This window comes from Phenylobacterium sp. (assembly GCF_037968635.1).
Lineage (GTDB): Bacteria > Pseudomonadota > Alphaproteobacteria > Caulobacterales > Caulobacteraceae > Phenylobacterium.
In genome coordinates this window covers 26,238-43,781 of sequence record NZ_JBBKVV010000061.1, presented here as the reverse complement: position 1 = coordinate 43,781, position 17,544 = coordinate 26,238, and the positions used below count along the sequence as shown (strand labels likewise).

General features: G+C 67.6%; 16 protein-coding genes. 7 read left to right on the top strand and 9 right to left on the bottom strand.

Translation table 11 applies throughout. The features are described from left to right. Positions 1-12: 12 nt before the first annotated feature. Genes AAC997_RS06690 through AAC997_RS06680 form a run of 3 tightly spaced genes read right to left on the bottom strand, consistent with a single transcriptional unit; the run spans position 13 to position 2,553 of the window. Complete coding sequence (locus AAC997_RS06690; RefSeq protein ID WP_340644912.1) at positions 13-165, bottom strand: DUF2474 domain-containing protein; 153 nt, start codon at positions 163-165, stop codon at positions 13-15. Further along, positions 149-1,171 (bottom strand): cytochrome d ubiquinol oxidase subunit II, encoded by a 1,023-nt coding sequence (gene cydB / locus AAC997_RS06685; protein WP_340644911.1) that lies wholly within the window; start codon positions 1,169-1,171, stop codon positions 149-151. Before cydB ends, AAC997_RS06690 begins: the two co-directional genes overlap by 17 nt. Beyond that, positions 1,168-2,553: a cytochrome ubiquinol oxidase subunit I gene (locus tag AAC997_RS06680; RefSeq protein WP_340644910.1), complete on the bottom strand. Its 1,386-nt coding sequence runs from the start codon at positions 2,551-2,553 to the stop codon at positions 1,168-1,170. The genes cydB and AAC997_RS06680 overlap by 4 nt, the downstream gene beginning before the upstream one ends. Positions 2,554-2,750: 197 nt before the next feature. On the opposite strand from AAC997_RS06680, the gene AAC997_RS06675 reads away from it, so the two are divergent. The 4 genes from AAC997_RS06675 (at position 2,751) to AAC997_RS06660 (ending at position 5,532) form a co-directional block, all read left to right on the top strand. Continuing rightward, the gene (locus AAC997_RS06675; protein WP_340644909.1) at positions 2,751-2,936 is read left to right on the top strand and encodes a (2Fe-2S)-binding protein; all 186 of its coding nucleotides are present in this window, start codon (positions 2,751-2,753) and stop codon (positions 2,934-2,936) included. Between the two features lie 112 nt (positions 2,937-3,048). Beyond that, positions 3,049-3,540, top strand: coding sequence for a bacterioferritin (gene bfr / locus AAC997_RS06670; protein WP_340644908.1), 492 nt, complete (start codon positions 3,049-3,051; stop codon positions 3,538-3,540). Positions 3,541-3,594: 54 nt separating this feature from the next. Beyond that, positions 3,595-3,804 (top strand): hypothetical protein, encoded by a 210-nt coding sequence (locus AAC997_RS06665; RefSeq protein ID WP_340644907.1) that lies wholly within the window; start codon positions 3,595-3,597, stop codon positions 3,802-3,804. 87 nt (positions 3,805-3,891) lie between these two features. Next, positions 3,892-5,532, top strand: coding sequence for an MFS transporter (locus AAC997_RS06660; protein ID WP_340644906.1), 1,641 nt, complete (start codon positions 3,892-3,894; stop codon positions 5,530-5,532). On the opposite strand, the gene AAC997_RS06655 is transcribed toward AAC997_RS06660, so the two are convergent. Continuing rightward, positions 5,529-6,797, bottom strand: coding sequence for a TetR family transcriptional regulator (locus tag AAC997_RS06655; protein ID WP_340644905.1), 1,269 nt, complete (start codon positions 6,795-6,797; stop codon positions 5,529-5,531). The two genes, AAC997_RS06660 and AAC997_RS06655, sit on opposite strands and share 4 nt — an antisense overlap. A gap of 156 nt (positions 6,798-6,953) precedes the next feature. Here AAC997_RS06655 and AAC997_RS06650 point away from each other — a divergent pair, with 156 nt between their 5' ends. Beyond that, positions 6,954-9,197, top strand: coding sequence for a TonB-dependent receptor (locus AAC997_RS06650; RefSeq protein WP_340644904.1), 2,244 nt, complete (start codon positions 6,954-6,956; stop codon positions 9,195-9,197). Beyond that, positions 9,194-10,330: a serine hydrolase domain-containing protein gene (locus AAC997_RS06645; protein ID WP_340644903.1), complete on the top strand. Its 1,137-nt coding sequence runs from the start codon at positions 9,194-9,196 to the stop codon at positions 10,328-10,330. The genes AAC997_RS06650 and AAC997_RS06645 overlap by 4 nt, the downstream gene beginning before the upstream one ends. Positions 10,331-10,393: 63 nt before the next feature. Here the strand turns inward: AAC997_RS06645 and fba are convergent, their stop codons facing one another. From fba to tkt, 5 genes are all read right to left on the bottom strand, one after another. Further along, complete coding sequence (gene fba, locus AAC997_RS06640) at positions 10,394-11,479, bottom strand: class II fructose-bisphosphate aldolase (RefSeq protein ID WP_340644902.1); 1,086 nt, start codon at positions 11,477-11,479, stop codon at positions 10,394-10,396. Positions 11,480-11,509: 30 nt separating this feature from the next. After that, positions 11,510-12,700 carry a phosphoglycerate kinase gene (locus AAC997_RS06635; protein WP_340644901.1) on the bottom strand — a complete coding sequence of 397 codons (1,191 nt, stop codon included), beginning with the start codon at positions 12,698-12,700 and terminating at the stop codon, positions 11,510-11,512. 10 nt (positions 12,701-12,710) lie between these two features. Beyond that, positions 12,711-13,718, bottom strand: a complete 1,008-nt coding sequence (gene gap / locus AAC997_RS06630) for a type I glyceraldehyde-3-phosphate dehydrogenase (protein ID WP_340644900.1) — start codon at positions 13,716-13,718, stop codon at positions 12,711-12,713. Between the two features lie 197 nt (positions 13,719-13,915). Next, positions 13,916-15,115, bottom strand: a complete 1,200-nt coding sequence (gene purT / locus AAC997_RS06625; RefSeq protein WP_340644899.1) for a formate-dependent phosphoribosylglycinamide formyltransferase — start codon at positions 15,113-15,115, stop codon at positions 13,916-13,918. Between the two features lie 11 nt (positions 15,116-15,126). Next, positions 15,127-17,097: a transketolase gene (tkt, locus tag AAC997_RS06620; RefSeq protein WP_340644898.1), complete on the bottom strand. Its 1,971-nt coding sequence runs from the start codon at positions 17,095-17,097 to the stop codon at positions 15,127-15,129. 135 nt (positions 17,098-17,232) lie between these two features. Between tkt and AAC997_RS06615 the strand changes: the two genes are divergently transcribed. Next, positions 17,233-17,541 (top strand): DUF4164 family protein, encoded by a 309-nt coding sequence (locus tag AAC997_RS06615; RefSeq protein ID WP_340644897.1) that lies wholly within the window; start codon positions 17,233-17,235, stop codon positions 17,539-17,541. Positions 17,542-17,544 lie beyond the last annotated feature (3 nt).

Sequence of the window (17,544 nt, the reverse complement as noted above, 5' to 3'; positions counted from 1 at the left end):
CTTCGCCGGAGGCTAATAGCTCGGCAGGACCGCCTTCATCGCGTAGGCGACGAGGGCCACAACCGTGGTGCTGGCCACCGCAATGCCCGAGAACCAGGCCAGGCGCTTCCAGAGCGGCGCCAGCGGCGCGCCTGGGTCGGGCGGCGGGTCAATGATAGCCGGCATCGGCGGTCACCTTTCCCCGGAAAACCCAGTAGACCCAAACTGAATAGGCCAGGATCGCCGGCAGGACGAAGGCCGTGACCCACAGCATGAAGGCCAGGGCGTTCTCCGCGTTGGCCGCCTGCCGGAAGGTCATCCCGTAGGGGACGATGTTGGGGAAGAAGCCGGCCGCGAGGCCTGCGTATCCCGATAGGAAGACCAGCAGGGCCCCGGCGAAGGGCCAGCCGTGCGACTTCCGCATCAGCCCCACCGTCACGATGGCCAGGCCTGCCAGGCCCAGCAGCGGGATCGGCGCCAGGGGCAGGAAGGTCGAGACGTCGAAGGCCTCGCCGGTGAAGCCCCAGCGTACGGCGATCCTCGGATGGACGAACAGGGTGGCCAGACTGACGGCCGCCAGCAGCAGGGCCACGCTCGGCCCGGCGGTCCAGGCCCAGCGTCGCGCCTTGACGTGCAGTTCGGTCTCGGTGCGCCAGACCAGCCACGTCGCGCCCAGCAGGGCGTAGCCGGCCACGATCCCGGCGGCCACCAGCACCGTATAGGGAGTCAGCCAGTCCAGCGGGCCACCCGCAAAGGCGCCGTCCTTCATCGTCACCCCCTGGATGAAGCCCCCCAGCACGAAGCCCTGCGCCACCGCTGCGGTGATCGAGCCGCCGGCGAAGGCGGCGGTCCAGAAGGCGCGGCCCCGCACCCTTCCCCGCGCCCGGAACTCGAAGGCCACGCCGCGCATCACCAGGCCCAGCAGCATCAGCATGATCGGCCCGTAGAGGGCGGGCATGACCACGGCATACGCCTTGGGGAAGGCCGCGAACAGGCCTCCGCCCCCCAGCACCAGCCAGGTCTCATTGCCGTCCCAGACCGGCGCGATGCTGTCGACCATCACGTCCCGTTCAGCTTCGCTTGCGAAGGGGAAGAGGATGCCGACGCCGAGGTCGAAACCGTCCAGCATCACGTAGAGCAGCACCGCCGTGGCGATGATCCCGGCCCAGATCAGCGGCAGGTCGAGGTTCATCCCGGATCCTCCGGCATGGCGGCCAGGGCCGAGCCCGGCGCACGCTCATCATCCACCTGCTCCTGCGATCCGGCCACCGGCCCCTCGGCGATCAGGCGCAGGATGTAGAGGACGCCGACGCTGAAGATGATGGCGTAGACGATCAGGAAGCCCAGCAGGGAGAGGGAGACCTGTCCCGCCAGCAGAGGCGAGGCGGCGTCGGCCGTGCGCAGGACGCCGTAGATCACCCAGGGCTGGCGGCCCACCTCGGCCACCATCCATCCGGCGATCACCGCCACGAAGCCGGTAGGGCCCATGGCGACGGCGGCCATCAGATAGAGCCGCGATCGTTCTGGCGCCGACTTCCAGGTGAGCCACGCGCCCCAGACCCCCAGGCCGATCATGGCCACGCCCAGGCCGACCATCACCCGGAAGGCCCAGAACACCAGGGCGACAGGCGGGCGGTCGCGAGGCTCGAAGGACTTCAGGCCCCGGATCTCGGCTTGGGTGCTGCCGCCGGTGATAAGGCTGCCCAGTTTCGGGATCGAGATCTCCCAGCGGTTGCCGGCGATCTCGCGGTCGGGCCAGGCGGCGATGTGGAAGGGCTGTTCGGACCGGGTGTCCCAGAACGCCTCGATGGCGGCCAGCTTGGCCGGCTGCAGCCGCTCCACGCTTTTGCCCGAGATGTCGCCGACCAGGAGTTGCAGCGGCGCCACAATGGCGAACATGCCGATGGCCATCCGCAGGCTCATCCTGGATTCTGGCTCCTCGGCGTCCTTCAGCAGCCGCCAGGCCGAGGCCGCCCCGATCACCAGGGCCGTGGTGAGGTAGGCCGCCAGGGTCATGTGGGCCAGGCGGGCCGGGAAGCTGGGGGAAAAGACCACCTTGAACCAGTCCGTCGCGATCAGGTCGCCATTGGGCAGGGTGGCGAACCCGGTCGGGTGCTGCATCCAGCTGTTGGCCGAGACGATCCAGAAGGCCGAGATCAGGGTGCCGATGGCCACCAGCACCGTGGCGGTGAAGTGCAGGCCGGGCCCGACCTTCTTCCAGCCGAACAGCATGATGCCGAGGAAGCTGGCCTCCAGGAAGAAGGCGGTCAGCACCTCGAAGGCCAGAAGCGGCCCGATCACGGGGGCCGAGACGGCGGCGAAGACGCTCCAGTTGGCCCCGATCTCGTAGCTCAGCACCACGCCGGTCACGACGCCCATGCCAAAGGAGATGGCGAAGATCTTCAGCCAGAACAGATAGAGGGTCTTGAACACCTCATTCCGGGTGACCAGCCACATCCCCTCCAGCACCGCCAGGTAGCTGGCCAGTCCAATGGTGAAGCTTGGGAAGATGATGTGGAATGCGATCGTGAAGGCGAACTGCAGCCGCGACAGCAATAGAGCGTCGACGTCCATGGGGTGTTCGGACCTTTTTCAGTCTCCGATCACTCGGGGTGGATCGGGGGGGCACTCTCATCCGACATAACGTGTGAGGCCAAGCTCGGTTGTGAGCGACAAACGGTCGCGGGCTAAGTGGCGGCGCTTTTTGCAAATGAGTTGCAACGGCGTTCTCATTTGCTACATTGGACACCTAGGTCGGAGGCAGGTTCCCCTTGTACGTCTGCAACTGTAACGGCATCCGCGAGCGCGACGTTCGCGCCGCAATCGACGCCGGCGCCCAGCGTCCGTCCGAGATTTTCCGCGCCTGCGGCTCCAAGCCCCAGTGCGCGCGTTGCGTCTGCGACATGAAGAAGATGGTCGAAGACCAGGGCGAAGCCCTGCGCTACGCGGCCGAGTAGATCGTTTTCAGCCTCGCGAATGCGAGGCTGAATCACTTGCAAACATAGGCTTTGACACCGTCTGCGGGCGGCGTGAGGTTGCGCGCCGAAACGGCGAAGGACGGAGGCTCACATGCAGGGCGACAAGGCGATCATCCAACTGCTCAACGCGGTCCTGACCAACGAACTGACGGCGGTGAACCAGTACTTCCTGCATGCGCGGATGTACCAGAACTGGGGTCTCACCAAGCTGGGCGCGATCACCTACGAAGAATCGATCGGCGAGATGAAGCACGCCGACAAGCTGATCAAGCGCATCCTGTTCCTGGACGGCCTGCCCAATCTGCAGGATCTGCACAAGCTGAGGATCGGCGAGACCGTGCCAGAGTGCATGACGTCGGATCTCGCCGTCGAGGTCGGCGGCCGGGCCGACCAGATTCGCGGCATCAAGCTGTGCGAAGAGTCGGCCGACTACGTCACCCGCCAGATTCTGCGCGAAATCCTCACCGATACCGAGGAACACATCGATTTCCTGGAGACCCAGCTCAGCCTGGTCCGCCAACTCGGCGAGCAGAACTATCTGCAGAGCGCCATGGGCGAGATGTCGGGCGGCGAGGGCCACTAGGAACCAAGCGCGACAGGGGCTGTTCCCTCAACGGGATTTGCCGAGGAGAGCGCCATGCCGGGGGATATCGTCATCGCCGGGCGCCGGTCACGTCCGATCCTCCTCGGCCTGGCCCTTGTGCTGGGCGCGGTGGCGGCCTCGGCCCTACTCTCCAGGCTTGCCGTGCGGATTGTCCATCGTGATACGCCCTATCCGGGCTGGGTGGCCCAGGGCCTGAATGGGCGCGACCGGTCATCAAGCGCCCCCAATCCCACGCTGCATTAAGCCGCGCGGCGCTGAAGGCGGGCGCGGGATCGACTCGCTAAGATTTGGAGCTAGGCTCACCCTCGTGAAGCTTCGGGGGAGGGCGGCATGGCTCAGGCAAAGACGCGCGGCGGCAACGGCATGGTGATCGCCGGCGCCTCGGTGGGCACGGTCTTCGAGTGGTACGACTTCTACCTGTACGGATCGCTGGCCGGCTTTATCACCCAGCACTTCTTCTCCGGTGTGAACGAGACCACCGGCTACATCTTCGCCCTGCTGGCCTTCGCCGCGGGCTTCGCGGTCCGCCCCTTCGGCGCCCTGGTGTTCGGACGCCTGGGCGACCTGTGGGGCCGCAAGAACACCTTCCTGGTCACCATGCTGCTGATGGGGCTCTCGACCTTCGCCGTCGGCCTGCTGCCCGGCTACGACCAGATCGGCGTCGCCGCGCCGATCGCCCTGATCGTCATGCGCCTGATCCAGGGCCTGGCGCTCGGCGGCGAGTATGGCGGCGCGGCCACCTATGTGGCCGAGCACGCCCCGCCCGGTAAGCGCGGCCTCTATACGAGCTGGATCCAGACCACGGCGACCTTGGGTCTCTTCCTCAGCCTGATCGTCATCCTGGCGATCCGCACCGTGCTCGGTGAGGAAGTCTTCAAGGCCTGGGCCTGGCGTATCCCCTTCCTGGTCTCGGCCCTGTTGCTGGCGGTCTCCCTGTGGATCCGCCTGAAGCTGAACGAGAGTCCGGTCTTTCAGAAGATGGTCGACGAGGGGACCACCTCGAAGAAGCCGCTCACCGAGGCCTTCGGTCAGTGGAGCAACCTGAAGCTGGTCTTCCTGGCGCTGGCGGGGCTCACCGCGGGCCAGGCGGTGGTCTGGTACACCGGCCAGTTCTACGCCCTGTTCTTCCTGGAGAAGATGCTCAAGCTGGACGGGGCGCTGGCCAACACCCTGGTGGCCTTCGCCCTGATCCTGGGGGTGCCGTTCTTCGTGGTGTTCGGCTGGCTGTCGGACAAGATCGGCCGCAAGCCGATCATCATGCTGGGTTGCCTGTTGGCGGCGCTGACCTATTTCCCGATCTTCAAGGCCCTGACCGCGGCGGCCAACCCGGCGCTCGCCGCCGCCACCTCGACCAACCCGGTGACCGTGATCGCCGACCCCGCCGACTGCGCCTTCCAGTTCGATCCGGTGGGCAAGAAGGCCTTCACCTCCTCCTGCGACGTGGCCAAGGGGGCGCTGGCCACCGCCGGCGTCTCCTACGCCAACCAAGCCGCGCCGGCCGGCGCCCTCGCCGTCGTGAAAATCGGTGACATCGAGGTCACCGGCATGGACGGGGCCAAGCTGCCGAAGGCTGAGTTCGCAGCCGCTAAGAGCGCCTGGACCAAGACCCTGGGCGGCGAACTGACCAAGGCCGGCTACCCGGCCAAGGCCGATAGCGCTCTGGTCCACAAGCCCGCCGTGGTCGGCCTGCTGTTCCTGCTGATGTTCTATGTGACCATGGTCTATGGCCCCATCGCCGCGGCCCTGGTGGAGATGTTCCCGGCGCGGATCCGCTACACCTCGATGTCGCTGCCCTATCACATCGGCAACGGCTGGTTCGGCGGCTTCCTGCCCACCACCGCCTTCGCCATGGTCGCCGCCACGGGCAATATCTATTACGGCCTCTGGTATCCCATCGTCATCGCCGCGGTGACCGTGGTGGTGGGCGTCTTCTTCGTGAAGGAAATGCGCGGCGCCAATATCGACGACTAGGCTGGTCGCGTCTCCAGCCCCAGGGCGAAGAGGTTGGTGACCTCGTCGGCGATCTTGGTGGGGCTGAGGGGGTAGGCCTCCGGCAGCCATTTGGGCAGCCACAGAAAGATGCCCGCCGCGACCTCGGCTACGAAGGTCGCGTCGCACGGGCGGCAGGAGCCGTCGGCGATCCCCTGCTTCAAGCTTCGCGTCGAGGTCATCCGTAGCTTGCGGGAGGATTGGGTGAAGCGGGCCACCTCCTCCGCGGGGAGGGCGGTGCGGCCCGGCTGCAGCATCAGCGGTGACAGCGGCCCGGCCTGGGCCTGGACGTTCAGGTGCAGGCAGATCAGGGCCCGCTCGAAGCCGGTCGTCCCGGTCGAGACGGCGGTGTCCATGAACACGTCGTACAGTTCGAAGGCGCGGCGGTAGCAGCGCACCACCAGGTCGGCCTTATCGTCGAAGTAGTGATAGACCGCCCCCTTGGTGGCCCCCACCGCAGCGCTGACCTCGTCCAGTGACGTGCCGTCGATGCCCCGTCGGTTGAACAGCCGGGAGGCCGCGGCGATCAGCTGGGTGATCTTGATCTCGTTGGTCTGGCGTCGATCGAAGGCGTTGAACGGCTTGGCGGTCAGGGCCTCCACGTCGATCTCGCAGCGTCCGCCAACCTCAGGCCCGGCCCCGAACCCGCCCAGGAACAGGACGCTGATCGCGGCGGTCATCCGTCGCCGCGCCGCCCGCCCATCGCGATAGCCCAACCAGCCCGCCGACAGTCGCGCCCAGGACAGCATGCCGATCAGGGCCTGGGCCGCGACCTCGGTCTCGCAAGGGCGGAAGGCGCCCTCCGCGATCCCCTGTGAGACCATCGCCTGCAGGTGGGCGACGTTGCGGCCGTGGTGCTCCCGGATCAGGCCGCGTTGCGGCTCGGGCAGGAAGTCGATGTCGCTCAGCACCGCCTGGGCGGGACGCTCAAAGGCCAGCGACATGTGGATGAACACGCGCAGGCGTTCGGCCGGGCCGCTCCCCTGCTCATGGGCGATGACCAGGTCGTCGGTCATGGTCTCGCAGGCCCGAAGATAGGTCCGGAACACCAGGTCGGCGCGATCGGCCACGTAGTAGTAGAGGGCGTTGCGCGACAGCCCCACCTGCTCGGCGATGTCGTTCAGCACGATGGCTCCCGCGCCCTGCGCATTGATGCGCCGCGCCGCCTCGTCCAGCAGCAGGTCGCGCCGCGCGGCCCGTTTGCGCGCCGGCTTCACCCGTCCCGATCCCGACTCGTCCTGCGCCATGGGCTCCTGCATTCCTGGTCGTTGAATACAGCAAACCTACTTCGATGTCGAAAAACTTGACGACCATAACTGTGCATGTCGTTATCCATTCAAACTCAAGTGTCGAAAAACGGTGGCCTCCCGGGCGCCGGGCGGCACGCCTAGGGAGGGCGAGGAATGACTCAGCAATCGGGACGTCTGCGGCTGGTGGCCAGTGCGGGGGCCGCGGCCCTGATCCTGGCCGGCGCCGGTGTGGCCCAGGCCGCCGAACCGGTTACCGAGCTGGAGGCCATCACCATCACCGCCCAGAAGCGCGCGCAGGACACCCTGGACGTCGGCCTCAATGTGGCGGTGATCTCCGGCTCAGACCTGGCGGCCCGCCGGGTCACCCAGGTCAGCGACCTGTCCGCCTTCACCCCCAATGTCGACATCAAGGAGAATATGCCGGGCATCCTGCCGGTCGTGACCATCCGCGGCGTCGGGCTCAACGACTTCAGCGCCACGAACAATCCCAGCGCCGGGGTCTATGTGGACGAGATCTATCTCTCCTCCCTGGCCCTGATGAACTTCGACCTCTTCGATCTTGAGCGGATGGAGGCGCTGAAGGGACCCCAGGGCACGCTCTACGGCCGCAACTCCACCGCCGGCGCCATCAACATCCTCACGGCCAGGCCCACCTTCGGTGGCGTCGAGGGCCGCGTCGCCGGGGGCTACGGCGACTACAAGACCGGCGAACTGGAGGGGATGGTCAATGTGCCGCTCTCCGACACCTTCGCCCTGCGGCTCAGCGGCAAGGGGGTCAGGCAGGACGAGGGCTTCTTCTTCAACCGCAAGACCAATACCGACTTTGGCCGCCGCAATGTGGGCCTCGGCCGGCTCCAGGCGCGCTGGGCGCCCAGTGACGACCTCGATGTCTTGCTGAAGGTGGAGGTCCAGAAGTTCCGCTCGGAGGCCGGCGCCCCGGAGTTCTTCGGCCTGCTGGCGCCCGCGGGCGCTCCGGCCGGCCTCGCATGCCCCGGTTCTCCCGGCTGCACCGACTTCCTCGGCTATCGCGACACCGACGGCGACCCCTTCAAGGGTGAGTACTCGGTCGACCCCACCTATAACGTCGACCAGCGGGCGGCGACCTTGCGGATCAGCGACGACCTCGGATGGGCCACGCTCACCTCCATCACCGGCTATGTCGACTTCAAGCGCCAGTGGGGCGCCGACACTGACGCGGGTCCCTACCGGCAGACCGACTTCATCGAGCACGACAAGATCAGCCAGGTGTCCCAGGAACTGCGCCTCTCCGGAACCGGGGAGCGCAGTGATTGGCTCGTGGGAGCCTTCGCCTCCCGCGACCGGGTGGAGATGACCTATGACGGGGGCCTGCAGGACCTCTTCAACACCACCACCCTGACCTTCTCCAACCAGACCTCGAAGTCGGCGGCGGCCTTCGGCAACATCGAATACCGCCTGGTCCCGACCCTCAGCCTGGTGGCCGGCCTGCGCTACACCTGGGAGGAGAAGGCCGACGTCGGAGCGACCCTCGACCTGGTCTCCCAGCCCCCCGGCAGCGCCCTGACCGGGGCCCCCTTCGGCACGCCGCCGATCCCGCTGGCGGTGGTGGACACGACCATCGACGACACCAACTGGTCCTGGAAGATCGGCCTCAACTGGAAGCCCGACCCCACCCTGCTGGTCTATGGCGGCATCAGCCAGGGGGTGAAGAGCGGCGGCTTCTTCTCCGGTGTCGCCACCAATTCCGGCCAGCTTCAACCCTATGGTCCCGAGACCCTCGTCGCCTATGAGGTCGGCGTGAAGCAGCGCCTGTCCAGCGCCGGCCTCTCCTGGTCGGGCAGCGTCTTCTATTACGACTATTCCGACGTTCAGACCTTCATCCGCGACACCTCCGGCGGCCTGCCGATCCAGCGCCTGGGCAATGTGGGCGAGGCGACAATCTATGGCGCCGACCTAGACGCCATGTGGTCGCCGGCCGGCCTTCCGGGCCTGGATCTTACGGCAGGTCTCGGCCTGCTGCACACGGAGCTTGGGGCGTTCGCCTCGTCGTCCGGGATCACGCCCAAGGGCAACAAGCTGCCCGACGCACCGGAAATCAGCTTCAATCTCTCGGCGGCCTACACCGCCGACCTGGGCGAAGATCTGCAGGCCAAGGTCCAGGTTGACGGCCGCTATGCCGACGACATGTTCAAGGATGCGCTGAATGATCCCCTGATCGCCACCCGGAGCTATTGGCTCTGGAACGCCCGGGCGAGCCTGTTCTCCGGCGCCGATTGGGAGGTGGCGGTCTGGGGCAAGAATCTTGCCGACGAGCGCTACGTGACCCAGGGAGTCAACAATCTGCCGCTGGGCGTCGGCTTCCGGGTCTATGGCGCGCCGCGCACCTGGGGCGTCTCCTTCTCCAAGAGCTTCCGATGAGCGGGATGATCCAGGGCGCCGCCGCCCCGGCCCTTGCGGCCCTCGCCCGGGCCTTCAAGGAGAACTTCAGCGCGCGCGGTGACGTCGGGGCCTCCCTGGCGCTGGTGAAGGACGGCGAACTGCTGGTGGACCTCTGGGGCGGGACCCTGGACGCCGCCGGTCGGCGGTCCTGGACCGCCAATTCGGTGGTCAATGTCTGGTCCACCACCAAGGCGGTGAACGCGCTCTGTTTCGCCATGCTGGTGGACCGGGGGCAGGCGGCCTACGCCGATCCCGTCGCCCGCTGGTGGCCTGAGTTCGCGGCCCAGGGCAAGGACGCCATCACCATCGCCATGCTGCTTTCCCACCAGGCGGGCCTATGCAGCTTCGCCGATCCGGCGGTGGTGGAGGACTTTTACGACCAGCCCCGCGCCGCGGCTCGGTTCGCGGCCATGACCCCGTTGTGGCCGCCAGGCTCCCGCTCCGGCTACCATGCCATCAGCATTGGCAACCTGGCGGGCGAACTGTTCCGCCGGATCGAGGGGCGGACCCTGGGCGCCTTCATCCGCGAAGAGCTTGCCGGACCCTCAGGCCTCGACCTCACCCTTGGCCTGCCACCTTCGGAGGAGGCCCGCCGCGCTGAGATGATCGCGCCGCCGGAGCTGGCCACCTCCAACATGGCGAGCGACCTCAACCCCTCCCAGGTCGCGGCCTACACCAATCCGGTGATCGAGCCGTTGCTGCCCAACACCGCCGCTTGGCGGGCCTGCGAACTTTCCTCGGCCAACGGGTTCTCCAACGCCCGATCCCTGGCCCGGCTGTTTGGGGCGGTGGCGGGCGACGGGACCCTGGACGGCCGCCATGTCGTGGGGCGGGCCGCCCTCGACCAGGCGACCGCTGAGCAGATCTCCGGCGTCGACGAGGTGCTGGGGGTTCCCGCCCGCTGGGGCGCCGGCTTCCTGCTCAACACCGACGGCCTCTATGGCCCGCAGGCCCGGAGCTTCGGCCACTCCGGCTGGGGTGGCTCCTTCGTGGTGGTGGACCCGGTGGCGCGGATGGCGCTGGCCTACACCATGAACCGCATGGGGACCGACCTGGTGGGCGACCCGCGCGACGTGGCTCTGATCGCCGCAGCCTATGAGGGGCTGGCCTGATACGAAGGAAGCCGCCGCTCCGGGGAGCTGCGGCTTCCAATTTGCGACCCCTGAGAGGTCGAACTATTCTGCGGCCTGACGCGTGACGCCGATCTTCGGGGTCAGTTCGCCCGAGGCGTAGCGCTTGGCCATGTCCGAGAGCGGGATCGCCTTGATGCTCGAGGCGTGGCCGGCGGTCCCGAACTCCTCGAAGCGCTGGACGCAGACCTTGCGCATGGCCTCCTTGGCGGGCTTCAGGTAGCCGCGCGGGTCGAACTCGCCGGGCTTCTCGACGAACACCTTGCGGATCGCCGCGGTGATGGCCATCCGGTTGTCGGTGTCGATGTTGATCTTCCGCACGCCGTGCTTGATGCCGCGCTGGATCTCTTCCACCGGCACGCCCCAGGTCTGGGGCATCTCGCCGCCGTACTGGTTGATGAGGTCCTGCAGGTCCTGCGGCACCGACGAGGAGCCGTGCATCACCAGGTGGGTGTTGGGCAGGCGGCGGTGGATTTCTTCGATCACGCCCATGGCCAGGACGTCGCCGTCGGGCTTGCGGGTGAACTTGTAGGCGCCGTGGCTGGTGCCCATGGCGATGGCCAGCGCGTCGACCTCGGTGGCCTTCACGAACTCGACGGCCTGGTCGGGATCTGTCAGCAGCTGGTCATGGCCGAGTTTGCCCTCGAAGCCGTGGCCGTCTTCCTTCTCGCCCATGCCGGTTTCCAGGCTGCCCAGCACGCCGAGCTCGCCCTCGACCGAGGCGCCGACCCAATGGGCCATATCGACGACGTTGCGGGTGACCTTGACGTTGTAGTCGTAGTCGGCGGGCGACTTGCCGTCGGCCATCAGTGAGCCGTCCATCATCACCGAGGTGAAGCCGTACTGGATCGCCGTGGCGCAGGTGGCTTCGTTGTTCCCGTGGTCCTGGTGCATGCAGATCGGGATGTGCGGGTACATCTCGGCCATGGCGTCGATCAGGTGCTTCAGCACGATGTCGTTCGCATAGGACCGGGCGCCGCGGGACGCCTGCATGATCACCGGCGAGTCGGTGGCCTCCGCGGCCTCCATGATGGCCAGGGCCTGTTCCATATTATTGATGTTGAACGCGGGCACGCCGTAGCCTTGCTCGGCGGCGTGATCCAGCAGTTGTCTCAGTGTGACCCGGGCCATGTGTCCCCGTGCTCCATCTAAATCGTTAGACTAGTTGGCAAGAGCCGCCACGCCGGGCAGTTCCTTGCCTTCCATCCATTCAAGAAACGCGCCGCCCGCGGTCGACACGAAAGTAAAATCGTCCGCGCAGCCAGCGACGTTCAGAGCCGCGACTGTATCACCACCACCGGCCACCGCCACAAGCTTGCCGCTCTTGGCCAGGAGGCCGGCATGCCGCGCCGCGGCCACGGTGCCCTGATCGAAGGGCGGGATCTCGAAAACGCCCAGGGGGCCATTCCAGATGAGGGTCTTGGAGTTGTCCATGGCGCGGCAGAGACGCTCGACGGTCTCGGGACCGGCGTCCAGGATCCGCTCGTGTTCGTCCACCTCGCCCAGCCCGCGCACCCGGGCCGCGGCGCCGGGGGCCAGAGTCTCGGCGACCACGATGTCCATGGGAAGGAACAGCTTGCAGGCGTTCTGGCCGGCCAGGCGGATGATGTCGCGGGCGGTCTCGGCCAGGTCCTTCTCGCAATAGGACAGGCCCACGTCGTGGCCCTGGGCGTAGAGGAAGGTGTTGGCCATGCCGCCGCCGATCGCCAGCTTGTCTAGCCGGGTCACCAGGTTGCGCAGCAGGTCAAGCTTGCTGGAGACCTTGGAGCCGCCGACGATGCCCATCACGGGCCGTTCGGGGTGGCCCAGCGCCTTGTCCAGGGCGGTCAGTTCCAGGCGCATCTGCTCGCCCGCATAGGCCGGCAGCAGATGGGCCAGGCCCTCGGTCGATGCGTGCGCCCGGTGGGCGGCCGAGAAGGCGTCGTTCACGTAGAAGTCGCCGTTGGCGGCAAGCGCCTTGGCGAAGGCCGGATCGTTGCTTTCCTCACCCGCGTGGAACCGCACGTTCTCGAGAAGCAGGACATCGCCGTCCTTCATCGCGGCGATGGCCGAGGCCGCCGCCGGACCGACGCAGTCGGGGCCGAAGGCGACGGGCGCCCCCAGCACCTTGGCCAGGGCTGGTGCGATGGGCTCCAGGCTCATGGCCGGAACCACCTTGCCCTTGGGCCGGTCGAAGTGGGCCAGCAGGATCACCTTGGCCCCACCGGCGCGCAGCTTGGCGATGGTGGGAACCACGGCCCGCAGGCGGGTGTCGTCAGACACCTGCCCGTCGGCCATCGGCACATTGAGGTCGACACGAACCAGGGCGCGTCGGCCCTTCAGGTCGGCGTCGTCGAGGGTCCGGAATGCCACGATCTGATCCCTAGATCAGCTTCGCCATGACGAGCGCGGTGTCGCTCATGCGGGTCGAGAAGCCCCACTCGTTGTCGTACCAGGACAGCACCCGGCAGAGGCTGCCATCGACGATCTGGGTCTGGGGCAGGGCCACCGTCGAGGAGGCCGGAACGTGGTTGAAGTCGATGGAGACCAGCGGGTCCTTGGTCACCGCCAGCACGCCCTTCAGGGCGCCGCCCGCGGCGGCTTCGAAGGCGGCGTTGATGGCCTCGACCGTCGTGGTCCGGGTGGGGACGAAGGAGAGGTCCACCACCGAGACGTTGGGGGTCGGCACGCGGATCGAGGAGCCGTCCAGCTTGCCCTTCAGGGCCGGGATCACCAGGCCCAGCGCCTTGGCCGCGCCGGTGGAGGTGGGGATCATCGACATGGCCGCGGCCCGCGCGCGGTACAGGTCGGAGTGCATCGTATCCAGGGTCGGCTGGTCGCCGGTGTAGGAATGGATGGTGGTCATGTAGCCACGCTCGATGCCGCACAGTTCCTGCAGCACGTGGGCGACCGGCGCCAGGCAGTTGGTGGTGCACGACGCGTTGGAGACCACCAGGTCGTCGGCGGTCAGGGTGTCGTGGTTCACGCCGTAGACGATGGTCTTGTCGGCGTCGGTGCAGGGGGCCGAGACCAGGACGCGCTTGGCGCCGGCGGCGAGGTGGGCGGCGGCCTTTTCCTTGGTGGTGAAGATGCCGGTGCATTCAAACGCGATGTCGACGTTCAGAGCGGCGTGCGGCAGGTCCTTGGGATCCCGGATCGCCGTGACCTTGATTTTCCCCGTACCGAGATCGATCCAATCCTCGCCCGTGGTCACCGTGCCGGGGAACCGGCCGTGCACGCTGTCATAGCGCAGCAGGTGGGCGTTGGTCTCGACAGGACCCAGGTCATTGATCGCCACGACCTCGATGTCCGTGCGGCCATTCTCGACGATCGAGCGCAGGATATTCCTGCCGATGCGGCCGAACCCATTGATGGCGACGCGGACGGTCATGAAGATCTCCTCGAGAGCTGAGTTTATACTTGGATTTGGGGGCGGTTCTTCGGGTTGGAGGGCGCTAAGTCAACCCCTGGACCCATCGAGTCTTCCCGCAAAGTGCTTCGAGCCGCCGATTCCGCGATGTCACCGTCGGAACGGCGGTCCAGGGTTGCGCAATACCGCATAATTATATGATTTTAAGGCCGAATGGCTCAGCCGAGTACGACGGAGACCCGGTCGGCGGCGGACTTGGCGTTGGCGCGGGCCAGGTCGGTGTCCGTGGCCCGGGCCAGGGCAACCCCCATGCGGCGCCGCTCGAAGGCCTCGGGCTTGCCGAACAGCCGCAGGTCCGCGCCCGGAACTTCGAGCGCATGGGCCACACCTTCAAAAGCCACCCCCTTGGCGTCGACCCCGCCATAGATCACCGCGCTGGCGCCGGGCTCACGCAGGGTGACGTCTATCGGGAGACCGAGGATGGCGCGGGCATGCAGGGCGAACTCGCTCTGAACCTGGGTGGCCAGGGTCACCAGGCCGGTGTCGTGCGGCCGGGGGCTGACCTCGGAGAACCACACCTCGTCGCCCTTCACGAACAGCTCGACCCCGAACAGGCCCCGTCCGCCAAGGGACCCGGTCACGGTGGCGGCGATGTCGCGGGCGCGTTCCAGGGCGGCGGGGCTCATCGCCTGGGGCTGCCAGCTCTCCACATAGTCGCCCTTCACCTGGCGGTGGCCGATGGGGTCGCAGAAGGCGGTCAGGGTGACGCCCTCGGGGCCCACATAGCGGACGGTGAGCAGGGTGATCTCGAAGTCGAAATCGACGCGGCCCTCGACGATCACCCGAGGCTGCTCCACCCGGCCGCCCTCCAGGGCGTATTTCCAGGCCGCGGCGACCTGGTCGGCGCGCTCGACATAGGACTGGCCCTTGCCCGATGAGCTCATCACCGGCTTCACGAAGCAGGGAAAGCCGGAGACGCTGTGGGCGGCGGCGGCCAGCTCAGCCTCCGTCGAGGCGAAGGCGTAGGCGCTGGTGGGCAGGCCAAGGTCCTCGGCGGCCAGCCGACGGATGCCCTCGCGGTTCATGGTCAGCTGTGCGGCCCGCGCCGTGGGGATGACGGTGGCCAGACCCTCGGCCTCGATGCGCACCAGCTCATCAGTGGCGATGGCCTCGATCTCCGGCACGATCAGGTGCGGTCGCTCAAGTTCGACCAGGGCGCGCAGGGCCGCCGCATCGGTCATGGCGATCACGTGGGACCTGTGCGCCACCTGCATGGCTGGCGCGTCGGCATAGCGGTCCACACCGATCACCTCGCAGCCCAGCCGCTGCAGCTCGATCGCCACCTCCTTGCCCAACTCACCGCAGCCAAGCAGCATCACCTTGACGGCGGAGGGCGAGAGCGGCGTGCCGAGGCGCATGGTGGTGATCCCTAGAGCTTGGACTTCGCCGCCGCCGCCACGGCTTCGGCGGTGATGCCGAATTCCTTGTAGAGGCGGTCGGCCGGGGCGCTGGCGCCGAAGCCCTGCATGCCCACAAACACCCCGTCCTCACCGATGAACCGCTCCCAGCCGAAGCTGGCGGCTGCCTCCACGGCGACGCGGACGGTGGTCTTGGCCAGCACGCTCTCGCGATAGGCGGCGGGCTGGGCGGCGAACAGCTCCCAGCAGGGGGTGGAGACCACTCGGGTGGCGATCCCTTCGGCCTGAAGGAGTTCACGGGCCGCCATGGCCACGCCGACCTCGGTGCCTGAGGAGAAGATGGTCACCTGGGCCTGCCCATCGGCGGCCGCCAGCTCATAGGCGCCCTTGGCCGACAGGTTCTCGGAAGACGCGACCGTGCGGGCGGCCGGGGTCTTCTGGCGCGACAGGGCCATCAGCGACGGGCCGTCCTTGCGGGCGACCGCGAGCTTCCAGCACTCGGCGGTCTCCACCAGGTCCGCAGGACGGAAGACGTTGAGGCCCGGCATGGCGCGCAGGGCGGCCAGATGTTCGATCGGTTGGTGGGTGGGCCCATCCTCGCCGACGCCGATGCTGTCGTGGGTCATCACGTGGATCACGCGGGCGCCCATGATCGCCCCCAGGCGGATCGCCGGGCGGCTATAGTCGGAGAACACCATGAAGGTGCCGGCATAGGGGATGACCCCGCCGTGCAGGGCCATGCCGTTCATGGCCGCGGCCATGCCGAATTCGCGGATGCCGAAATTGATGTAGCGGCCCTCATAGGCCGGCGCGTCGAAGGGCAGGGCGCCCTTCACCAGGGTGTTGTTGGAGCCGGTGAGGTCGGCCGAGCCGCCCACCATCTCGGGGATGTTGGGGAACAGCGCGGTGAGCGCCGCGCCGGAGTGTTGGCGGGTGGCGGCGCCCGGCTTGGTCTCGATGGCCTCGGCGATCAGGGCGTCGATCTTCTCGAAGGCGTCGGCGGGCAGGTCGCCCTTCACGGCGCGGTTGAAGTCGTCGCGGTAGTTGGAGGCGGCCAGGGCCTGCTCCCACTTGCGGCGCAGCTTGCCGCCACGGCGGCCGGCGGCGCGCCAGGGCTTGTAGACCTCATCAGGCACCACGAAGGGCTCATGGGCCCAGCCCAGCTTCTCGCGGGTGGCGGCCACCTCGGCCTTGCCCAGGGCATTGCCGTGGGTGGCGTGGCTGCCTTCCAGAGTGCCCGCGCCCTTGCCGATCTTGGTGGCGCAGGCGATCAGGGTCGGCTTGTCCTGCTTGATCGCCCAGGCCATGGCCCGGCGGATCTGGCCCATGTCGTGGCCGTCGATGGACTTCACCGCCCAGCCGGCGGCCTTGAAGCGGGCCACCTGGTCGGTGGCGTCCGACAGCGAGACGTCGCCGTCGATGGTGATGGAGTTGTTGTCCCACAGGACGGTGAGCTTCGACAGCTTCAGCCGGCCGGCGATGCCGATGGCCTCATGGCTGACGCCCTCCATCAGGTCGCCGTCTCCGCACTCGACCCAGGTGCGGTGATCCACCAGATCCTCGCCGAAACGGGCGGCCATGCGGCGTTCGGCGATGGCCATCCCCACGGCGGTGGCCAGGCCCTGGCCCAGGGGCCCGGTGGTGGTCTCCACGCCCGGCGTGTGGCCGACTTCCGGGTGACCGGGGGTCTTGGAGCCCCACTGGCGCAGGGTGCGCAGCTCGTCCATGCTGACCGCCTTGAAGCCCGACAGGTGCAGCAGGCTGTAAAGCAGCATCGAACCGTGCCCGCCCGACAACACGAAACGGTCGCGGTCGGCCCAGTCGGGCTTGGTCGCGTCGTACTTCAGGAACTTGGTCCAGAGCACCGTGGCCACGTCGGCCATCCCCATGGGCATACCGGGGTGACCATTTGAGGCCTGTTCGACGGCGTCCATGGAAAGGACGCGGATCGCGTCGGCCATGGTCTGGAGCGGTGCGGGCATGGGGCTTCCGGTGAGTCTGATCAGGAATTGCGGGCGGGGTCGCACGCACGCAACATCGGGTCAAGGAACGTGACGGGTTCCGGGGTGCGCCCGCCACGGTCTATAGATTAACAGTCACACCCTTCGGAGCGTCGAATGAACCGGGAGTCTGTGGGCGATAGCGCCCTCGACCAGGCCGCCAAGCGGCTGGATCGCGCGGTCGCCCAACTGGAGCAACGCATGGCCGCGCGCGCGCCGCAGGCCGGCGAGGAGCCGGGCGGTCTGTTCGACCAGGACCGCGCGAAGCTCGCCGATGAACTGGACAAGGCCCGCGCCCGCGAGCGCGCCCTGGAGGACGCCGGCGCCGAGGCCTCTGCGGCGCTGGGCCGCGCCATCGCCGAGATCCAGGCGGCTCTGGCCGATCACGACGAACCCGTCCCCGCCGCCGAAAACGAAGAGGTCTAGGCC

Bases quoted from the DNA above. Each gene is read 5' to 3' on its own strand.
- AAC997_RS06690 (WP_340644912.1), bottom strand. From the start codon at position 165: ATGCCGGCTATCATTGACCCGCCGCCCGACCCAGGCGCGCCGCTGGCG.
- cydB (WP_340644911.1), bottom strand. From the start codon at position 1,171: ATGAACCTCGACCTGCCGCTGATCTGGGCCGGGATCATCGCCACGGCG.
- AAC997_RS06680 (WP_340644910.1), bottom strand. From the start codon at position 2,553: ATGGACGTCGACGCTCTATTGCTGTCGCGGCTGCAGTTCGCCTTCACG.
- bfr (WP_340644908.1), top strand. From the start codon at position 3,049: ATGCAGGGCGACAAGGCGATCATCCAACTGCTCAACGCGGTCCTGACC.
- AAC997_RS06665 (WP_340644907.1), top strand. From the start codon at position 3,595: ATGCCGGGGGATATCGTCATCGCCGGGCGCCGGTCACGTCCGATCCTC.
- AAC997_RS06660 (WP_340644906.1), top strand. From the start codon at position 3,892: ATGGCTCAGGCAAAGACGCGCGGCGGCAACGGCATGGTGATCGCCGGC.
- AAC997_RS06655 (WP_340644905.1), bottom strand. From the start codon at position 6,797: ATGGCGCAGGACGAGTCGGGATCGGGACGGGTGAAGCCGGCGCGCAAA.
- AAC997_RS06650 (WP_340644904.1), top strand. From the start codon at position 6,954: ATGACTCAGCAATCGGGACGTCTGCGGCTGGTGGCCAGTGCGGGGGCC.
- AAC997_RS06645 (WP_340644903.1), top strand. From the start codon at position 9,194: ATGAGCGGGATGATCCAGGGCGCCGCCGCCCCGGCCCTTGCGGCCCTC.
- fba (WP_340644902.1), bottom strand. From the start codon at position 11,479: ATGGCCCGGGTCACACTGAGACAACTGCTGGATCACGCCGCCGAGCAA.
- gap (WP_340644900.1), bottom strand. From the start codon at position 13,718: ATGACCGTCCGCGTCGCCATCAATGGGTTCGGCCGCATCGGCAGGAAT.
- purT (WP_340644899.1), bottom strand. From the start codon at position 15,115: ATGCGCCTCGGCACGCCGCTCTCGCCCTCCGCCGTCAAGGTGATGCTG.
- tkt (WP_340644898.1), bottom strand. From the start codon at position 17,097: ATGCCCGCACCGCTCCAGACCATGGCCGACGCGATCCGCGTCCTTTCC.
- AAC997_RS06615 (WP_340644897.1), top strand. From the start codon at position 17,233: ATGAACCGGGAGTCTGTGGGCGATAGCGCCCTCGACCAGGCCGCCAAG.